The organism is Clostridium sulfidigenes (genome assembly GCF_052067195.1).
GTDB classification, from domain to species: domain Bacteria; phylum Bacillota; class Clostridia; order Clostridiales; family Clostridiaceae; genus Clostridium_J; species Clostridium_J sulfidigenes.
This window is the reverse complement of the sequence record NZ_JBQHQR010000004.1, coordinates 261,996-278,736: the sequence shown is the minus strand read 5'-3', so window position 1 is coordinate 278,736 and position 16,741 is coordinate 261,996. Positions and strand designations below refer to the sequence as shown.

General features: G+C 30.2%; 18 protein-coding genes. 17 read left to right on the top strand and 1 reads right to left on the bottom strand.

The features are described 5' to 3' along the window. The first annotated feature begins 2 nt into the window (after positions 1-2). Genes aroF through ACTNBA_RS06905 form a run of 5 tightly spaced genes read left to right on the top strand, consistent with a single transcriptional unit; the run spans position 3 to position 3,874 of the window. Positions 3-815: a 3-deoxy-7-phosphoheptulonate synthase gene (aroF, locus tag ACTNBA_RS06925; protein ID WP_441073174.1), complete on the top strand. Its 813-nt coding sequence runs from the start codon at positions 3-5 to the stop codon at positions 813-815. Between the two features lie 12 nt (positions 816-827). Next, complete coding sequence (gene lspA / locus ACTNBA_RS06920; RefSeq protein WP_441073173.1) at positions 828-1,280, top strand: signal peptidase II; 453 nt, start codon at positions 828-830, stop codon at positions 1,278-1,280. After that, positions 1,280-2,194 (top strand): RluA family pseudouridine synthase, encoded by a 915-nt coding sequence (locus ACTNBA_RS06915; RefSeq protein WP_441073172.1) that lies wholly within the window; start codon positions 1,280-1,282, stop codon positions 2,192-2,194. Before lspA ends, ACTNBA_RS06915 begins: the two co-directional genes overlap by 1 nt. Positions 2,195-2,206: 12 nt before the next feature. Continuing rightward, entirely contained in the window at positions 2,207-2,746 is a 540-nt protein-coding gene (pyrR, locus tag ACTNBA_RS06910) for a bifunctional pyr operon transcriptional regulator/uracil phosphoribosyltransferase PyrR (RefSeq protein ID WP_441073171.1), read from the top strand. Between the two features lie 12 nt (positions 2,747-2,758). Continuing rightward, positions 2,759-3,874 carry a THUMP domain-containing protein gene (locus ACTNBA_RS06905; protein WP_150844846.1) on the top strand — a complete coding sequence of 372 codons (1,116 nt, stop codon included), beginning with the start codon at positions 2,759-2,761 and terminating at the stop codon, positions 3,872-3,874. A 40-nt stretch (positions 3,875-3,914) separates the two neighbouring features. Here the strand turns inward: ACTNBA_RS06905 and ACTNBA_RS06900 are convergent, their stop codons facing one another. Beyond that, on the bottom strand, positions 3,915-5,660 hold the full coding sequence (locus ACTNBA_RS06900) for an Rqc2 family fibronectin-binding protein (RefSeq protein ID WP_441073170.1): 1,746 nt from the start codon (positions 5,658-5,660) through the stop codon (positions 3,915-3,917). Between the two features lie 239 nt (positions 5,661-5,899). Here ACTNBA_RS06900 and ACTNBA_RS06895 point away from each other — a divergent pair, with 239 nt between their 5' ends. The 12 genes from ACTNBA_RS06895 (at position 5,900) to ACTNBA_RS06840 (ending at position 16,708) form a co-directional block, all read left to right on the top strand. Beyond that, positions 5,900-7,174: an amidohydrolase gene (locus ACTNBA_RS06895; RefSeq protein ID WP_441073169.1), complete on the top strand. Its 1,275-nt coding sequence runs from the start codon at positions 5,900-5,902 to the stop codon at positions 7,172-7,174. A 47-nt stretch (positions 7,175-7,221) separates the two neighbouring features. Beyond that, the gene (recQ, locus tag ACTNBA_RS06890; RefSeq protein WP_441073168.1) at positions 7,222-9,696 is read left to right on the top strand and encodes a DNA helicase RecQ; all 2,475 of its coding nucleotides are present in this window, start codon (positions 7,222-7,224) and stop codon (positions 9,694-9,696) included. Positions 9,697-9,708: 12 nt separating this feature from the next. Beyond that, positions 9,709-10,536: a diaminopimelate epimerase gene (dapF, locus tag ACTNBA_RS06885; RefSeq protein ID WP_441073167.1), complete on the top strand. Its 828-nt coding sequence runs from the start codon at positions 9,709-9,711 to the stop codon at positions 10,534-10,536. Between the two features lie 156 nt (positions 10,537-10,692). Then, positions 10,693-12,198 (top strand): GspE/PulE family protein, encoded by a 1,506-nt coding sequence (locus tag ACTNBA_RS06880; RefSeq protein WP_441073166.1) that lies wholly within the window; start codon positions 10,693-10,695, stop codon positions 12,196-12,198. Then, positions 12,188-13,384 carry a type II secretion system F family protein gene (locus ACTNBA_RS06875; protein WP_441073165.1) on the top strand — a complete coding sequence of 399 codons (1,197 nt, stop codon included), beginning with the start codon at positions 12,188-12,190 and terminating at the stop codon, positions 13,382-13,384. The genes ACTNBA_RS06880 and ACTNBA_RS06875 overlap by 11 nt, the downstream gene beginning before the upstream one ends. Before the next feature lie 21 nt (positions 13,385-13,405). Further along, complete coding sequence (locus ACTNBA_RS06870) at positions 13,406-13,849, top strand: type II secretion system protein (protein WP_441073164.1); 444 nt, start codon at positions 13,406-13,408, stop codon at positions 13,847-13,849. Next, positions 13,830-14,273, top strand: a complete 444-nt coding sequence (locus ACTNBA_RS06865; protein ID WP_441073163.1) for a type IV pilus modification PilV family protein — start codon at positions 13,830-13,832, stop codon at positions 14,271-14,273. The genes ACTNBA_RS06870 and ACTNBA_RS06865 overlap by 20 nt, the downstream gene beginning before the upstream one ends. Then, positions 14,260-14,697 (top strand): hypothetical protein, encoded by a 438-nt coding sequence (locus ACTNBA_RS06860; RefSeq protein WP_441073162.1) that lies wholly within the window; start codon positions 14,260-14,262, stop codon positions 14,695-14,697. The genes ACTNBA_RS06865 and ACTNBA_RS06860 overlap by 14 nt, the downstream gene beginning before the upstream one ends. Beyond that, the gene (locus tag ACTNBA_RS06855; protein WP_441073161.1) at positions 14,684-15,127 is read left to right on the top strand and encodes a hypothetical protein; all 444 of its coding nucleotides are present in this window, start codon (positions 14,684-14,686) and stop codon (positions 15,125-15,127) included. Before ACTNBA_RS06860 ends, ACTNBA_RS06855 begins: the two co-directional genes overlap by 14 nt. An 11-nt stretch (positions 15,128-15,138) precedes the next feature. Continuing rightward, positions 15,139-15,864 (top strand): hypothetical protein, encoded by a 726-nt coding sequence (locus tag ACTNBA_RS06850; protein ID WP_441073160.1) that lies wholly within the window; start codon positions 15,139-15,141, stop codon positions 15,862-15,864. A 21-nt stretch (positions 15,865-15,885) separates the two neighbouring features. Next, positions 15,886-16,329 carry a hypothetical protein gene (locus ACTNBA_RS06845; protein WP_441073159.1) on the top strand — a complete coding sequence of 148 codons (444 nt, stop codon included), beginning with the start codon at positions 15,886-15,888 and terminating at the stop codon, positions 16,327-16,329. Continuing rightward, a complete protein-coding gene (locus ACTNBA_RS06840) occupies positions 16,319-16,708 on the top strand; it encodes a hypothetical protein (protein WP_035129332.1) in 390 nt (129 codons plus the stop codon). Before ACTNBA_RS06845 ends, ACTNBA_RS06840 begins: the two co-directional genes overlap by 11 nt. The last annotated feature ends 33 nt before the right edge of the window (positions 16,709-16,741 follow it).

The following is a 16,741-nucleotide window of genomic DNA, read 5'->3' as shown; positions in this document are numbered from 1 at the left end:
ATATGAAAAGAATACTTGCAGAAAAAAATAGTGGAGAAAAAATTACAGTACAGGTTAAGGATGTAATCATTGGTGGAGATGACTTAGTGTTTATATCTGGACCATGTGCAGTGGAAAACTATGATAAAATGATAAAGATAGGAAGAGCCTTGAAGGACCAGGGAGCACATATGATGAGAGCAGGTGCCTTCAAGCCTAGAACATCTCCCTATGATTTTCAAGGTCTCGGTATAGAGGGACTAAAAATACTTAAAGAAGTGGGAAATGAATTTGGTTTGCCAGTAGTATCTGAGGTAATGGATGCTAGAGATATAGAAATTTCTCTTCCTTATGTAGATATGATACAGGTTGGTTCTAGAAATATGTATAACTATACATTTTTGAAGGAATTAGGAAAGCTTAAAGTACCTGTACTTCTTAAAAGAGGGATAAGTGCTACTGTAGCTGAATGGATTTATGCAGCTGAATATGTTTTAAAGGAAGGTAATGATCAAGTAGTGCTTTGTGAAAGAGGGGTAAGAACCTTTGAGACTACTACTAGAAATACCTTAGATTTAAACTCTGTAGCAGTGATTAAGGAAAATTATAGACTTCCTGTTATTGTGGATCCCAGTCATGGAACTGGAAGACGCGAGTTAGTTGAAGCTATGAGTTTAGCTGCTGTGGCAGCTGGTGCAGATGGATTAATTATAGAAAGTCATGTAAATCCTGATAATTCTGTATCAGATGCAAGACAAACTATTAATGTAGAAAATTTAAAAAGAATTATAAATAAGTCTAATACCATTAAAAATATTTTATCCGAGTTAAGATAAGGGGGAGTGGTTTTGACTTTAGGAATAATAATAGTAGTATTAGGTCTAATAATAGATAGAGGAACAAAATGGTGGGCTATAGGTACCTTAAAGGGTTCAGAAGGATTAACTGTAATTAAGGATTTCTTTACTCTTGATTATTTAGAAAACCGTGGAGCTGCCTTTGGAATGCTTCAAAATAAGCAGTGGTTATTTATTGTTATTACTATAATTGTAGTTATAGGAATGATATTCTATTTATTAAAGTATAAGCCTAAGTTCAAATTAGTATATGTATCTATTGCTATGATAATTGCGGGAGCAATAGGTAATCTTATAGATAGAATAAGTTATAATTATGTAGTGGATTTTATTATGGTTCATTATAGGGACTTGTATTATTTTCCAACCTTTAATGTGGCTGATATGCTAGTTTGTATAGGAACATTTTTTCTATTAATATGTATACTGAAGGATGAGATTTAATGGATTTTATAAATTACACTATAGAAGAAGAAAATGTAGGGAAGAGACTTGACTTATTTGTAAGCGAAAATGAAGTAGATATGTCTAGATCTTTTGTTCAGGGAATTATTGAAAGACAACAAGTGAAAGTCAATGGACAGATAAAGAAAAGTAATTACAAATTAAGAAAAGGAGACCAGGTTCAAGTAGAACTAGCTGAGCCAGTGGAGCTTCAAGTAGAGGCTGAAAATATTCCTTTAGATATAATTTATGAGGACAGTGATGTTATAGTAATAAATAAGCCACAGGATATGGTAGTCCACCCTGCCCCAGGAAATTATACTGGAACCCTTGTTAATGGTCTTCTTTATCATTGTAAGGACTTATCAGGTATAAACGGAGTTATAAGACCTGGTATAGTGCACAGAATTGATAAAGATACTTCAGGGATATTAGTAGTTGCTAAAAATGATAAATCTCATAATTCATTAGCTATGCAGCTAAAGGACCACTCCATGAAGAGAACTTACTATGCCATAGTAGAAGGTATAGTAAAGGAGGAAGAGGGTACTGTTAGAACCAATATAGGAAGACATCCTGTAGAGAGAATAAAGATGGCTGTAGTTAAGGATGGAAAAGAAGCTATTACTAATTATAAAGTGCTGGAGCGATTTAAAAGTAATACCTTGGTGGAATGTAGACTAGAAACAGGTAGAACACATCAAATTAGAGTTCATATGGCTCATTTACATCATCCACTAATTGGAGATCAAGTATATGGATATAAGAAACAGAAGTTTAAATTGCAAGGTCAAGCACTTCATGCGAAAAATTTAGGCTTTATACATCCTACCACAGGAGAGTATATGGAGTTTGATTCACAACTTCCAGAATATTTTCAGGATATATTAGATAAATTAAGAAAAGAAGTTTAGGGAGGGATTGTTATGGAACTGAAATCAGTACTTATGGACGATAAAGCAATTAAGAGAACTCTCACGAGAATTTCTCATGAAATTATAGAAAAAAACAAGGGTACAGAAAACTTGGTTTTATTAGGAATTAAAAGTAGAGGAGTGCCACTAGCTAATAGAATTGCTGAACTGATCAACATGTTTGAAGGTGAAGAGGTAGAAGTAGGTAGTGTAGATATAACTAAATATAGAGATGACTTAAAAAAACCTGAAAACTTAAAGGAACATAATAGTATAGAATTAGGAGTAGACATAACTGGTAAGAGAATAATTCTAGTGGATGATGTTTTATTTACAGGAAGAAGTGTAAGAGCGGCAATAGATGCAATCATAGATAGAGGAAGACCTGAAATGATTCAGCTAGCTGTACTTGTAGATAGAGGGCATAGAGAGCTACCAATAAGAGCTGATTATGTGGGGAAAAACATACCAACTTCAAGAAAAGAGGATATATCTGTTGAACTAGTAGAAAAAGATGGAGTGGACTCTGTAAGTCTATACGAGAATAATTAGGAGAAAAAATTTATGTATAAAATAATTGTAACTACTACCTTTGGTATAGAGGCTATTACAGGCAAGGAGCTAAAGAATTTAGGATATGAAGACTTAAAAATAGAAAATGGAAAGATAACCTTTGAAGGAGATGAAATGGATGTTGCTATCTGTAATATCCATTTAAGAACTGCAGAGAGAGTTTTTCTGGAGATGGCAGAATTTGAAGCTACCTCCTTTGAAGAATTATTTCAAGGAACTAAAAAAGTTGACTGGGGTAGCTTAATACCTATTGATGGTAAAATGCATGTTATAGGAAAATCTGTTAAATCTACCTTACATAGTGTACCTGACTGTCAAGGTATAGTAAAAAAAGCTGTAGTAGAAAAAATGAAAGAAAAATATGATACTAATTGGTTTAGTGAAGATGGACCAGTATATAAGATAGAAGTTGGAATTCTAAAGGATAAGGTAACCCTTGCAGTAGATACCTCTGGAGTAGGACTTCATAAGAGGGGATATAGGGAAAATGCAGGAATGGCTCCTTTGAAGGAAACCTTAGCAGCAGCCTTAGTTTTGATAGCCAAATTCAATGGAGATGAGCTTTTAATAGACCCATTTTGTGGATCAGGAACTATACCTATAGAAGCTGCACTGATAGCTAAAAATATAGCACCAGGAGTTAATAGACACTTTGTAAGTGAAACTTGGCCTACCTTTGACAAAGAAATTTGGGAGCAGGTACGTGAAGGAGCAAAAAGAAGTGTTAATAAAAAAGACTTCGTTATTCAAGGCTCTGATATAGATGGAAGAGTCCTTAGAACTGCCATGGATAATGCTAAAAAAGCAGGTGTAGAGAAGTATGTTAACTTCCAAAGACTTGATATGAAGGATGTAAGAAACAGAAAAAAAGGTGGTATGATAATAACTAATCCACCTTATGGAGAGAGACTTTTAGATGAAGATGAGGTTAAGTATCTCTACAAAACTTTTTCTAATGTCTATGCAGGACTAGAGGATTGGTCTTGCTATGTACTAACATCCTATGATGACTTTCAAAAGGTATTTGGAAAAAAAGCTGATAAAAACAGGAAACTTTATAATGGAAGAATTCAATGCTATTACTATCAATATAATCCGAAGAAATAAAATAAAGACTATCTCAAAAAGTTTTGAGATAGTCTTTATTTTAAACTTGCTTTAAATCAAGTTTTATAGGATCTACATAGATGGTTTTGTTTGTGGAGTAGGTTACCATACCAGGCTTTCCTTTAGCCATTTTTTTAACATTTCTAATTTCTGTGTAGTCTATAGGTACCTTTGTAGAGTTTTTACCCTTGCTATAGAAGGCGGCTAAGGTTGCAGCTTCAAGAAGGGTGGAATCAGGTACTTCTCCAAGGTTTTTAATGATTACATGGGAACCTGGAATATTTTTTATGTGAAGCCAAATATCATTGTTATGAGCAAACTTCAGAGTTAAATAATCATTTTCTAGATTGTTTTTACCTACATATATATCAATGCCATCACTAGATATGAAGTGGAGTGGTTTTGAAGGCTTAGTCTTTTTACTTTTCATAGACTTTTTGAAAGCAATGTAGCCAGTTTCCACTAACTCATTTTTTATATCCTCTAAATCTTTATAGTTATCAGCATTTTCAATATTACTAAGTACTGATTGAAGATATTCATCCTCTTCTTCAGCTAATTCTATTTGGATATAAGCATTTTCTTCTGCAGCTTTTAATTTATTGTATTTTTTAAAATACTTTTGAGCATTTTCAGAAGGGGTTTTATTTATATCTAAAGGAATTTTAATATATTCTTCTTCCTCACTATAGTAATTTAATGCTTTAACCTCTTTATCACCCTTTTTGATATTATAAATATTTGCAGTTATAAGCTCTCCATATAGATTATATTTTTGCTTTTCTTCACATTCAATTAAAGTTTTCTTTAGAATGTTTAATTTTTTTTCAACTCTGTCTATGTTATTTATAACCAGCTTTTGCATATCATGACTTTTACTTTGAAGTCTATTTATTTTATCCTTTGCATGATAGAAGCTTTCTAGAAGACTACTAGGAGAAGAATATTCTTCACATTGTCCACCATCATCTAAAATATGTTCTAGCTTTATACAGTGGAAATCTTTTAGTTCATCATTTATGGAATAGCTATAAAGATCATAATTATTATCTTTGGATTTAACAAAAAACTCTATTAAGAATTCATAAATTTCCTTTAGGTTATTTTTAATTAAATTAATATTTCTTTTATTTAGCCTAAAAGAAATCTCTTTAGCTATAGGATTACTTACTCCATCTAAAACTCTAGTAAAGAATTTTTCATTTAGTTCTTCATCCTCATAGAGACTTAAAGTTTTTTCTTGAAATGATTCAAAGGTAGTGTTGAATATATCAAGTTTATTACTTTCGGGAGGATATACATATTCAATACCAGGATAGAGTACTCTATAGCTATTTATATCTGGTGTAATATGTTTTATGGAATCCAGGATGAGTCCATCTCTTTTTCTTATCAAAGTAATGTTACTGTGTCTACCCATGATTTCAATTATTAGGGTATATATACTGTTAAAGCCTAATTCATCACTACTTTCAAAATCTAAAAGTAGGATTCTGTCATTATTTAATTGAGTCACATTTTTTAAAACTGCAGTATTGAGATATTTTCTTAAAACCATACAAAATACAGGTGCCTTAAGTGGGCTTTCCTTAGAGTAATCAATAAAGTTTATTCTAGGATAAGAAGCGTTAGCATTTAGCAGTAGTCTAACGGGTTTCCTATTTATTTTAAAGCTCAGTACTATTTCATCCTTTTCAGGTTGGGTTATTTTATCTATTCTACTGCTTATTAGAGTGTTTTTTATTTCATTGGCTAGAGAGCGCAAATATAATCCATCTAGTGCCATATAAATCATCCTTTCATTTAAGCATATATTTTACAGTATATCACTATTATTTTATAAATAAAATACAAAATAAGTTAGGACAAGGATAATTTCCTTAATTGAAGATGGTATAATAAAAGTAATATGGCATTTAAGGAGTATTTAAGTTAAATGAACTGTAGTTGCTTAAGAAGTAATAAGAATGAATTTACATAAGAGTTGAATATATAGAAAAAATTATAAAGGCAGGGTGGATATAAATGGAATTAAGGGAAAGTATCATTAACTTAAGAAGGGAATTTCATAGATGTGCAGAAGCTGGGTGGTTAGAATTTGAAACCACCATAAAAATAATGGATTACTTGAAAAAACTTGGATATAATCTACAATATGGTAAGGAAATACATAGTAATCCAATGGGTATGGCTGATGAAGAAATACTTGCTAATCATAGGATAGAGTGTATTGAAGCAATTAAAAACAAGTCCTATAATGTAGATGAAATTCTACAAGGCTATACTGGGGTAGTAGCAACTATAGATACAGGAGCTCCGGGTCCTACCATGGCTTTTAGATTTGATATAGATGGTCTTAAGGTTGAGGAAGCTAAGGAAAATCATAGACCTTTTAAAGAAGGGTTTTCTTCTAAAAATCCAGGAATATGTCATTGTTGTGGTCACGATGCTCATATAGCTATGGGCCTTCAGCTTGCAAATACTATTGTAGAGATGAAAGAAAAATTAACAGGAAAAATAAAGCTCATATTTCAACCGGCAGAGGAAGAGGTTAGAGGGGCTAAGTCTATGGTAGAAGCTGGAGTTTTAGAAGATGTAGATTATTTATTTTCTGGTCACATCGGCTTTATTGATAAAAATAATGCCATAGCTGTTAAAGTTAAAAATTTGCTTGCTACTAATAAAGTGGAGGTAGAGTTCTTAGGTAAATCTGCCCATGCAGGTCTTTGTCCAGAAGAGGGAAGAAATGCTCTTTTAGCAGGAGCAAGCTGTATTTTAAATCTTCATAGCCAAGTGCAATTTGGAAAAGGAGTAGGAAGACTTAACGTAGGAACTCTTCATGGTGGAACTGGAAAAAATGTTATAGCAGATAAAGCAGTTTTAGAGCTTGAAACTAGAGGAGATACTAACGAAATTAATGATAGAATCATGGATATGGTTTGTCGAGTAGTTAAGGGTGCAGCAATTTCATACAATGTGGAATATAATATAAGAGTAGTTGGTTCTGCAAGGGCATATAATAGCCCCGATAATGAATTTTCTAAGGTAGTAGTAAAAAATCTTAGAAGTTTACCTATAGATATTATTGAAGAGTTTTCCTTTGGAGCCTCTGAGGATATAACTTATATGTTAGAAGAGGTGGAAAAGCAAGGTGGAAAGGGAATGTATTTTATAATTCCATCTTCTATTGTGGCACCGCATCATAATCCTCATTTTGATTTTAATGAAGAATCACTTATAATAGGTCATGATGCTTATGTATGTATGATAAAAACCTTTTTACAAAAGGATATGATTTAAACTAGAGATAAATTTAATTAATTAAACAAGCTAAGGGATGTGTAGTTTTGAAAGAAGCAATGAAAGAAATTTTGGAAAAATATTATGGATATAAAAGCTTTAGACCAGGTCAACAGCCAGTTATAGAATCTATTTTAAAGGGTGAGGATGCACTTACTATAATGTCTACAGGTAGTGGTAAGTCTATATGTTACCAAGTGCCTGCTTTAATCCTTCAGGGATTAACTATAGTAATTTCACCTTTAATTTCCCTTATGAAGGATCAAGTAGATGCACTTAAGGACATGGGTATACCTTGTAGCTATATCAATAGCTCCTTAAGCAGTAAAGATTTTAAGGAAGTATTAGATGGAATAAAGGAAGAAAAATATAAAATACTTTATATAGCCCCTGAGAGGTTAGATAATATAGAATTTTATAATGTAATTTCTAGGATATCTATTAGTCAGATAGCTATAGATGAGGCCCATTGTGTATCTCAATGGGGGCATGACTTTAGAGCTAGCTATAAAAGAATTGCAGGTTTTATAGAAAGGCTTACGGTGAGACCTATAGTTACAGCCTTTACTGCTACAGCTTCTAAAGAAGTAAGACAGGACATAGTAAAACTTTTAAAGCTTCAAAGTCCTAAAATATTTATTACTGGCTTTGATAGAGAAAATTTGTCTATAAATATAGTTAAATCTGAGAATAAGAAGAAATATCTTCTTAAGTTTATGGAAGACAATAAAGAGAACTCTGGTATTATATATGGAGCTACTAGAAAGGAAGTAGATAATATTTATAGAGAGCTTTCTAGTAAGGGATATAATATAGCTAGATATCATGCGGGTTTATCTGATGAGGAAAGAAAAGAGAATCAAGAAGATTTTATTTATGATAGAGTTAAGATTATGGTGGCAACTAATGCCTTTGGTATGGGAATAGATAAGTCTAATATAAGATATGTGGTTCACTATAATATGCCTAAAAATATAGAAGGTTATTACCAAGAGATTGGAAGAGCTGGTAGAGATGGTGAGAAGAGTCAGTGTATATTATTATTTTCTCCAGGAGATATCCATGTTCAAAAGTATTTAATAGAGATGAGTATAGAAAATCCAGAGAGAAAAAACAATCAGTATAAAGCACTTCAGCAGATGGTGGATTTTGTTTATAGTAATGATTGTTATAGAAAATATATTTTAAATTACTTTGGAGAAAGTTATGAAGATGACTGTAACAATTGTAGTAATTGTTTAAATCAGGGAGAAATAGTTGATAAAACTGTAGATGCTCAAAAGGTATTATCTTGTATATATAGGATGAAACGAAACTATGGTGCAACTATGCTTATAGATGTACTTAGAGGATCAAAAAATAAAAAAGTTACACAGTTTAATTTTCAAGAGTTATCTACCTATGGAATAATGAAGGATTATTCAAGTGAAAACCTAAAAACTTTTATAAACACATTAATTTCTCATGGGTATATAAATCAAGTTGAAGGAACTTATCCTGTCCTTGCATTAAATAATAAGTCTATGGAAGTACTTAGAGGTCAGGAAGTAGTTCACTTTAAAGAATTTAAAGTGAAAGTTAATGCAGAGGTAAGAAATGAACTCTTTGATATATTAAGAGAACTTAGATATAACATGGCAAAGGCTGCTGGAATTCCTCCATATATAATTTTTAGTGATGGAACCCTTAGGGAAATGAGTGTTAAGCACCCTACAAATAAGGGGGAGTTTTTAGAGATATCTGGAGTGGGAGAAACTAAGTATAGTAAGTATGGAAAGGAATTTCAAAGTGCTATTATAGAGTATGTTGAAGCTAACAATCTAACTGTTAAGGAAAAGGGTAACTCTGACAAAAGCTATGAAGAAGCTAGTGTAACTAAATCAGAAGAAGTTAGCAGTATTAATGAGGAATCAGGGGATTTTTATGTAAATACTGATAAAAAGCTATTTGAAAGGTTAGTTTTAGTGCGAAAGGAGTTAGGCAGGATAGAAGGTGCTATGGAACAGAATATCATAGCAAAAAATACTCTAAAAGAGATAAGTGGAAGGTATCCTAAAACCTTAGAAGAGTTAAAGGATATAGGGGGTATGGGGCCTAAGAAGATAGAAAAATATGGAGTGACTTTAATAGAAGCAGTAAATACATATATAGAAGAAGAAGGAATAACTCCTATATGGGAAGAAAAAAAGAAAAAAAGAATAGTTATAGATGGAGATGAAAGAAAGAATAAGGAAATAGCTTTAGATATGTTAAATGAAGACTTTGCAATTGAGGATATTGCTGAAGAGATTGAGGTATCAATTTCAACTATACTTGGATACGTTACAGAGTATATAGAGGAGTATGGAAGACCTAAGTTTACTATTCCTTTAAATAAGTTTTTTAACCAAGATGAAGAAAAAATTATCATGGAAGTTTGTGAAAGAGTTGGCTATGATAAGGTCAGTAAGGTAAAGGCAGAGTTACCTAAGACAATTAATTATGAATCTATAAGAGCTGTTATACTTAAGAATTATTTTTAAGAGGAGAATATTATGGAAATTTTAAAATTTATAAAGATGCAGGGAGCAGGAAATAATTTTGTGGTTTTTGAAGATATGGAAGTAAAACATAATGATTTAGGTACTTTAGCTAAAAAGTTATGTGATAGAAATTTTGGCATAGGAGGAGATGGAATATTAGTAGTAAGAAGAAGTAAAATTGCTGATATTCAAATGATAATAATAAATAGTGATGGTTCCTATGCTGGTATGTGTGGAAATGGAATAAGATGTTTTGTAAAATACGTATATGAAAATAACATAGTAAGAAAAAGTGAGTTTACCGTTGAAACAGGAGATGGTATAAAGGTTTGTCATCTATTCATAGAAGATAATAAGGTAAAAGCTGTTAAGATAAATATGGGAAGAGAGAGTTTTAATCCAAAGTTTATTCCTGCCTTAGGAGAGGAAGAAATTATTAAAAAAGATATCAGTGCCAATGGAAAAAGCTATAATATAACTTCATTATTACTTGGAGTTCCTCATACTGTTTTATTAACTGAAGAGGGAGGGTTTAAGGTTGAAGAAGGTGCAGCCATAGAAACCCATGAATTATTTCCACAGGGGACCAATGTTAACTTTTGTAGAGTTGTGAATAGAGGGGAAATAAAGGTTAATACCTGGGAAAGAGGAGCAGGGCCAACCCTTGCCTGTGGAACAGGATGTTGTTCATCGGTGGTGGTTTGTAATAAATTAAATTTAGTAGATAAATCTGTGAAGGTTATGGCTCCAGGAGGTATTTTAACTATAGAAATAACTGAGGATGGAATAATGATGACGGGGCCAGCGGAGAATGTATTTAAGGGTGAAATAGCAGTATAAGTGAACATTAAAGGTTTATATTAAAACAATTTATAAATTTGTTTTAATATAAACCCTTTTTTATTTATTTATAGAATTATATTAGAAATAAATGGTAACAATTATAGTTGTGACAAAAGAAGATTATATTTTTAATATGTTTAAGGAGATAAACTGGTGATCAACAAAATAGATTTAGATTCAATAGCAATAAATACGAAGGCTATGTCTATGCTTTCCAAGGAAGTGTGTGAAGAGTATAGCATTTTACCTTATGACATAAAAAATAATGAGATTTATTTAGCTACCTTTACGGAGCATTCCAATGAAGAAATTAATAGATTAAGATTTATTTTAAAGAAAAAAATTATATTTAACTTATGTACTATAGATCAATTTAAGATTTATTTAGATAAATATTATGAAGAAATTTATAGAAAGCAAATAGTTAAGGGACTTAAAGGTGAAGAGTATCCTAAAAAGGAGCTTGATAAAGAAGTAAAAGGACCCATTATTTCTTTAGTGGATTCGATTTTTAGAGAAGGTATTGAAAAAGGTGCAAGTGATATACATATAGAGTCATGGAAGGATACAATTACTGTAAGATATAGAATAGATGGAGTTTTAAATATTTTTAGTACTTTACCTAAAAATCTTTATGAGGTAATAGCCACAAGAATAAAGGTTATGGCAAATATGGATATTACTAATAAATATACTCCAGAAGATGGAGAGATAAATCTTAAAGTAAAGGAACATATTTATGATTTAAGAATATCTACAATGCCTACTGTTCATGGAGAAAAATTTGTAATAAGAATATTACAAAGAAATGCACCTTTGTTAGATATAAATAAGCTAGGTTTTACACCTAAAGATTATAGACTCTTAAAAAACATATTAAAGTTTAAACAAGGTTTAATTATAATTACGGGTCCTACAGGAAGTGGTAAAACTACTACTTTATATTCTATGATAAATGAGTTGAACGAAGAAACTAGGAATATAGTCACTGTAGAAAAGCCTGTGGAGTGTGAAGTTGAGGGAATAAATCAAGTTTCCATAGGAGAAGGTAGTGCTACCTATGGAAATATATTAAAGGCAGTATTAAGACAGGATCCTGATGTAATAATGGTGGGTGAAATTATAGATAGGGAAACTGCTGAAGTAGCTATAAGAGCATCTTTAACAGGGCACTTAGTTTTAACTACATTACATACTAACGATGCCAGCAGTGCTATAAATAGACTAACTAACATGGGAATAGATGGAGATATAATAAAAAGTTCTCTTGTTCTTGTAATTGCTCAAAGGTTAACAAGATTAATATGTGAAAAGTGTAAGGTGAAATATAAATTATCCAAGGAAGAAAAGAAACTTCTAGCCACGGATAGGGTTGAAGAAGGTTATAGAGGAACTGGATGTATTAAATGTAATAGCACTGGATACAGAGGAAGAACTGTAGCCTATGAGATTATGATTATGGGAAAGAGATTAAAGGAGTCTATGGATAGTGGGGATAGTGATATATTAAGAAACATAGCTATTGAAGAGGGAATGATTACTATGAATGAATATTTTAAGGAGTTAGTTGTAGAGGGAAGTACTTCTGTGGAAGAGTATTATGGAAATATGCAGGTTTATAACATTGAAAAAGCCTTAGGAGTGGATTATGGAGTATAAGTATAAGGGGATAAATGTAAAGGGAAAAATTGTATCAGGAAAAGTTATAGTAGAAGATCATTGTAGTTTAATGGAAAAATTGGAAGAGGAAGAAATATATTGTATTAATTACAAAGAGCTGCATAAAGAAAATACATATTTGTTTAAAAGAAGGATTTCAGAAAAGAATTTATCTACTTTTTGCAGAAATTTAAAGAATAATTTAAAGGCGGGAATTCCTTTAGTTAATGCTTTGAAACTATTAGAAGAGCATTTAGGGGATAAAAGGTTATGTGAAATTCTAAATAAAGTTATAAATAATATAAAAAGTGGTTTATCTTTTTCAGAAAGCTTAGAGAAGTTTAAAAGTGTATTCCCCGAATTTTTTATAACATTAATTCATTTTGGAGAAGAAAGTGGTAGATTGCAGCAGATTCTAACTTTCATGGAAAAGTACTATATGAAGGAATATAAAAGGCGAAAGAAAATTATTAGCGTAAGTACTTATCCTATAGGATTATTTATATTTGTATTAATTATGGGTATGATTGCCATTTACAAGTTAGTACCTGCATTTTTTAATTCTATGGATATAGAAAATATGAAACTTCCTTATATAACTAGATTTTATTTAGGATTATCTAGAGTTATAAATAGTCTAGGTATACTTATGCTACCAATGGGCATAGGGATTTTTATAGGCATAAGCTTTATACATATTTATCTAAAGGGGAAAGGGATAACCTATAATTTAAAATATAAAAATCCACTAACGAAAAATTTAGAGAAAAATAGATTTTGTTGTAAATTTACTATGGCTCTTTCAATGATGATAGGTAGTGGTATTGATATAAAATCTTCTTTAATTTTACTGAGAAATTGTGAAAATGCCATTTACATTAAGGAGAGGTTAAATAGATGTATAGAAGGATTAGAAAGAGGTGATAGCCTTTATGAGGGCCTTAAGAGGTGTGATATTTTTTCAAATTATTTTTTATCAACAATATATATAGGAGAAATTAATGGAAGTATTGAAGAGGTGTTGCAATGTTGTAATGAAGTTTTCGAAGAAGAACTTGAAGGAAAATTAGATAGGATCACATCTTTAATAGAGCCGCTACTGATAGTCTTTGTAGGTCTATTTATAGGATCTATCATAATTGCAATTATGATTCCATTGTTTAATATGTACAATACAAAGTTTTAAAAGGTATTAAGGTAGAAAGCTATGAAGAAAAATGGATTTACACTAATAGAATTAATAGTGGTATTAGGTATATTATCTATATGTTCATTTATAATATATCCTCATTTAAACTCCTATGATGAAAAGAAGTTAGCCATGGAAATGGAACAGGGGGTTAATGGCACAATTGAATTTATAAATAGCTGTAAGATGTATGCAAGAAATAATTATGATAATAGGAAACTCTTTAGATTAGTTATCCAAAGTAGAGAATTAAACCTATATCATGGAACTGTAAAAGTACACAGTTATCTATTACCAGATTCACTAAGGATACATATATCTAATGATGCTAGTATAACTATACCATTAGATATTGACGGAAATACATCTTTGGGAAGGTCTATAAATATATATGATCCAGAGGGACGTAGAGAAGTTATAACCATAAAGGTAGGAACAGATTATGTTAGTAAGCAAAAATAAAGGAATTACACTGTTAGAAACTATAATAAGCATGTTAATCATATCTACTATTCTCATAGGAGCACTTACTTTTTACGGTGTAATGGGAAGATGTGAAGAAGAAGAGCAAAAGGAAATGAAGGCCACTTTTCAGATAGATGCAGTTAAAAAGCTTATTTTATGCAATATGGATTATGGTGATATTAAAGAAGATATAGTTGGAAAAACTAGATTCATAAATACTAGTGATTTATCAGAAGAAGCTATAGGTAGTATAAATATAAAATATATTATAAATGATGAAGTAAAACAATACCCAATTATAATTTTAACGGGAACTGAAGAAACTGGTAAAGAAATTATAAAAATAGAGGTTTTATATAGGTTTCAAGATGGAAAGGAAATAAATTATGTATTTTACAAGGGTAATTATGAGAAAAGCTAAAGGTGTTACTATATTAGAATTAATAGCGGCTTTAAGCATTTCCTCCTTAATAATTACAGTTATTATTAGCAGTTATAGTATTTGGATGAAAAGCTATAAGGAACGAGTGTATTATTCTAGTGAAATTACAGGGATTTATGAAGCACTTATGTATATAGAGAATTATGTTAATTATAGAGGTGAAGGATGTTTTTTAAAAGAGGGGGATATAATTATACCTACATCTGTAGGAGAAAGTTATGTTTCTTTAGATGGGAATGAACTTAGGTTTTTTTTCAAGAATAAACATGGAGTAGGCCACACCAATCAGCCTCTTTTATATGATGTGAGAGAATTTAAAGTTAGGCAAAATGGTAAGGTTCTATTCATTAAAATAGTTACGAATAAAGGAATTAGTGGAGAGAGAGCAATTGGTAAAATATAAAACAGGGTTAAGCAAGTATAGAAAAATTCATAGGGGATGGATATTAACTTATGTGGTAATTGTAGGAATGATTATTTCCCTAACTATATGTTATTCTATGAAATCCTTTATAAATAGAAATTCTTATATTAAAAATTATGTGGAATATAACTTGAAAGAAAATAAGGACCATAGCTATAAGGAGCACTTAATAGCTAGTTTTAATAGTTATGTACTAGATAATATAGAAACTATAAATGCAGATACTCCAGATAAATACTTTGAAAGGAAGGCTGGTGAAAAACTAATCACCTATGATAATAGTTATATAACCTATGATTTAAGTAATAAGTATTTTCAAATCAATGGATTAAATAGAGTTTATAGGTTCGTTATAGATATTAATGGTAGCAAAATTAAATATATTTTTAAGGGGAATTTAGTACAGTAGAAGGGAGAGTTATGAAGAAAAGGTGTACGATTGAAATAAGTGAAGAAGAAATAAAGTTTGTAAAAGAAAAGATTAAAGATTTAAAAAAGGATAAGAATTTTTACTGCACATATTGCTGTAAGAAAAATTATAAAGACACTGATGTAGCAGTTGAGGAAAATTTAAGAAAGCTTAATTTGGACATAATTTTAGAGGGAGAAGAGATATTTGTACATAATATTTTTGTGCCTAAAGTAAATAAAAATAAACTAGATTTAATTGTTAAAAATCAAGTAATAAAAATTTTTTATGATATAGAAAATATAATATTTAACTATGAAATTATTAGGAATAAAAGAGGAAAATTAGAGGTAGCCATATACTGCATAAATGTAAAGGATTCACTTTTAATGAATCGAGAATTGTTTTTAGGAGCAAATATAAACTTTGTAATACCTATACAACAGTTATATACAAATAAATACAACAAAAAGATAAAAAATGGAGAATTCACTTTAATAATATATAAAAATAAGTATGTTTATATCATTGAAGTAGAAAATGGAACTATAAGAGCAAATAGAGTTATAAATGGAAGTAAAGAAAATGTAAATATAGAAATCTTAGCATTTTTGAGAGAGATTAGTGGAGAAGAACATAATAATAAGGGAATTTACATCATTACAAATGAGAAAAGGGAAAAGGTTAAGATTGCTAATTTATATGAGATGAAAAGGAGTTTTCCTGTAAATTCTTAATTTATGAAAGGGAGGGAGACAATGAAAGAAGGATATTATCCTCAATGGTATATAGAGAGTTTAAGGTATATCTATAAGAAAAATATAATAAGGACTTTGATATATTTCTCTATATTATTTATAATTATTTCCATGGGAATATTAGGGAATCATTATAAGAGATTAAATATTGTAGGTAAAGTGCAATATAACAAAAACATAGAATTAAATAATGACAGAAAAAGTATTACAACCTTTGCATATAACTATATTTATGAAATAATTTCAAAGGAAGAGCTTGAGATAAATTCTATGAATATAGATGATAATAATATAGGATTTAATATAAAGATTAAAGATAAGGAAGATTATTCAATGTGTATTAAAATTTTAGAAGAAAAGTTTTCAATAGTTGAAGTTTCATCTATTCTTCAAGAGAAGGAAGAGCTATATTTTACAGCTAAGGTAAAGATTAATGGATACTAGAAAATATAAGTTAATTAATATTACTATAGTTATAGCAACTATAATACTCTTAATAGCCTATGGTAAAACACAAATAAATTTAAATAATGCTAAAAATCATAGAAATTTAGTTGTAAGTAACCTTGTAGAAGAAAATAAAAAGGAAGAGTTTAAACTTGGAGAATTTTTAAATAGATTAAGAAGTTATAATGATATTTCTTTAAATAACATTGTTGTTTATGACTCTTGGGGTGAAGTAACTATCAAGTGTAAGGGGGATTTTACTACTTTTAAAAATTTACTTAGTGATTTAGGTAAGATGGATGAAATAAAAGAAATTAACTCTTTGGTGGTGGAAGAAGATATTTGCACCTTTATTCTTGTATTCAAAAAAATCTAAAAATTTTAGTATTTTTATGTTGACTATTTATTT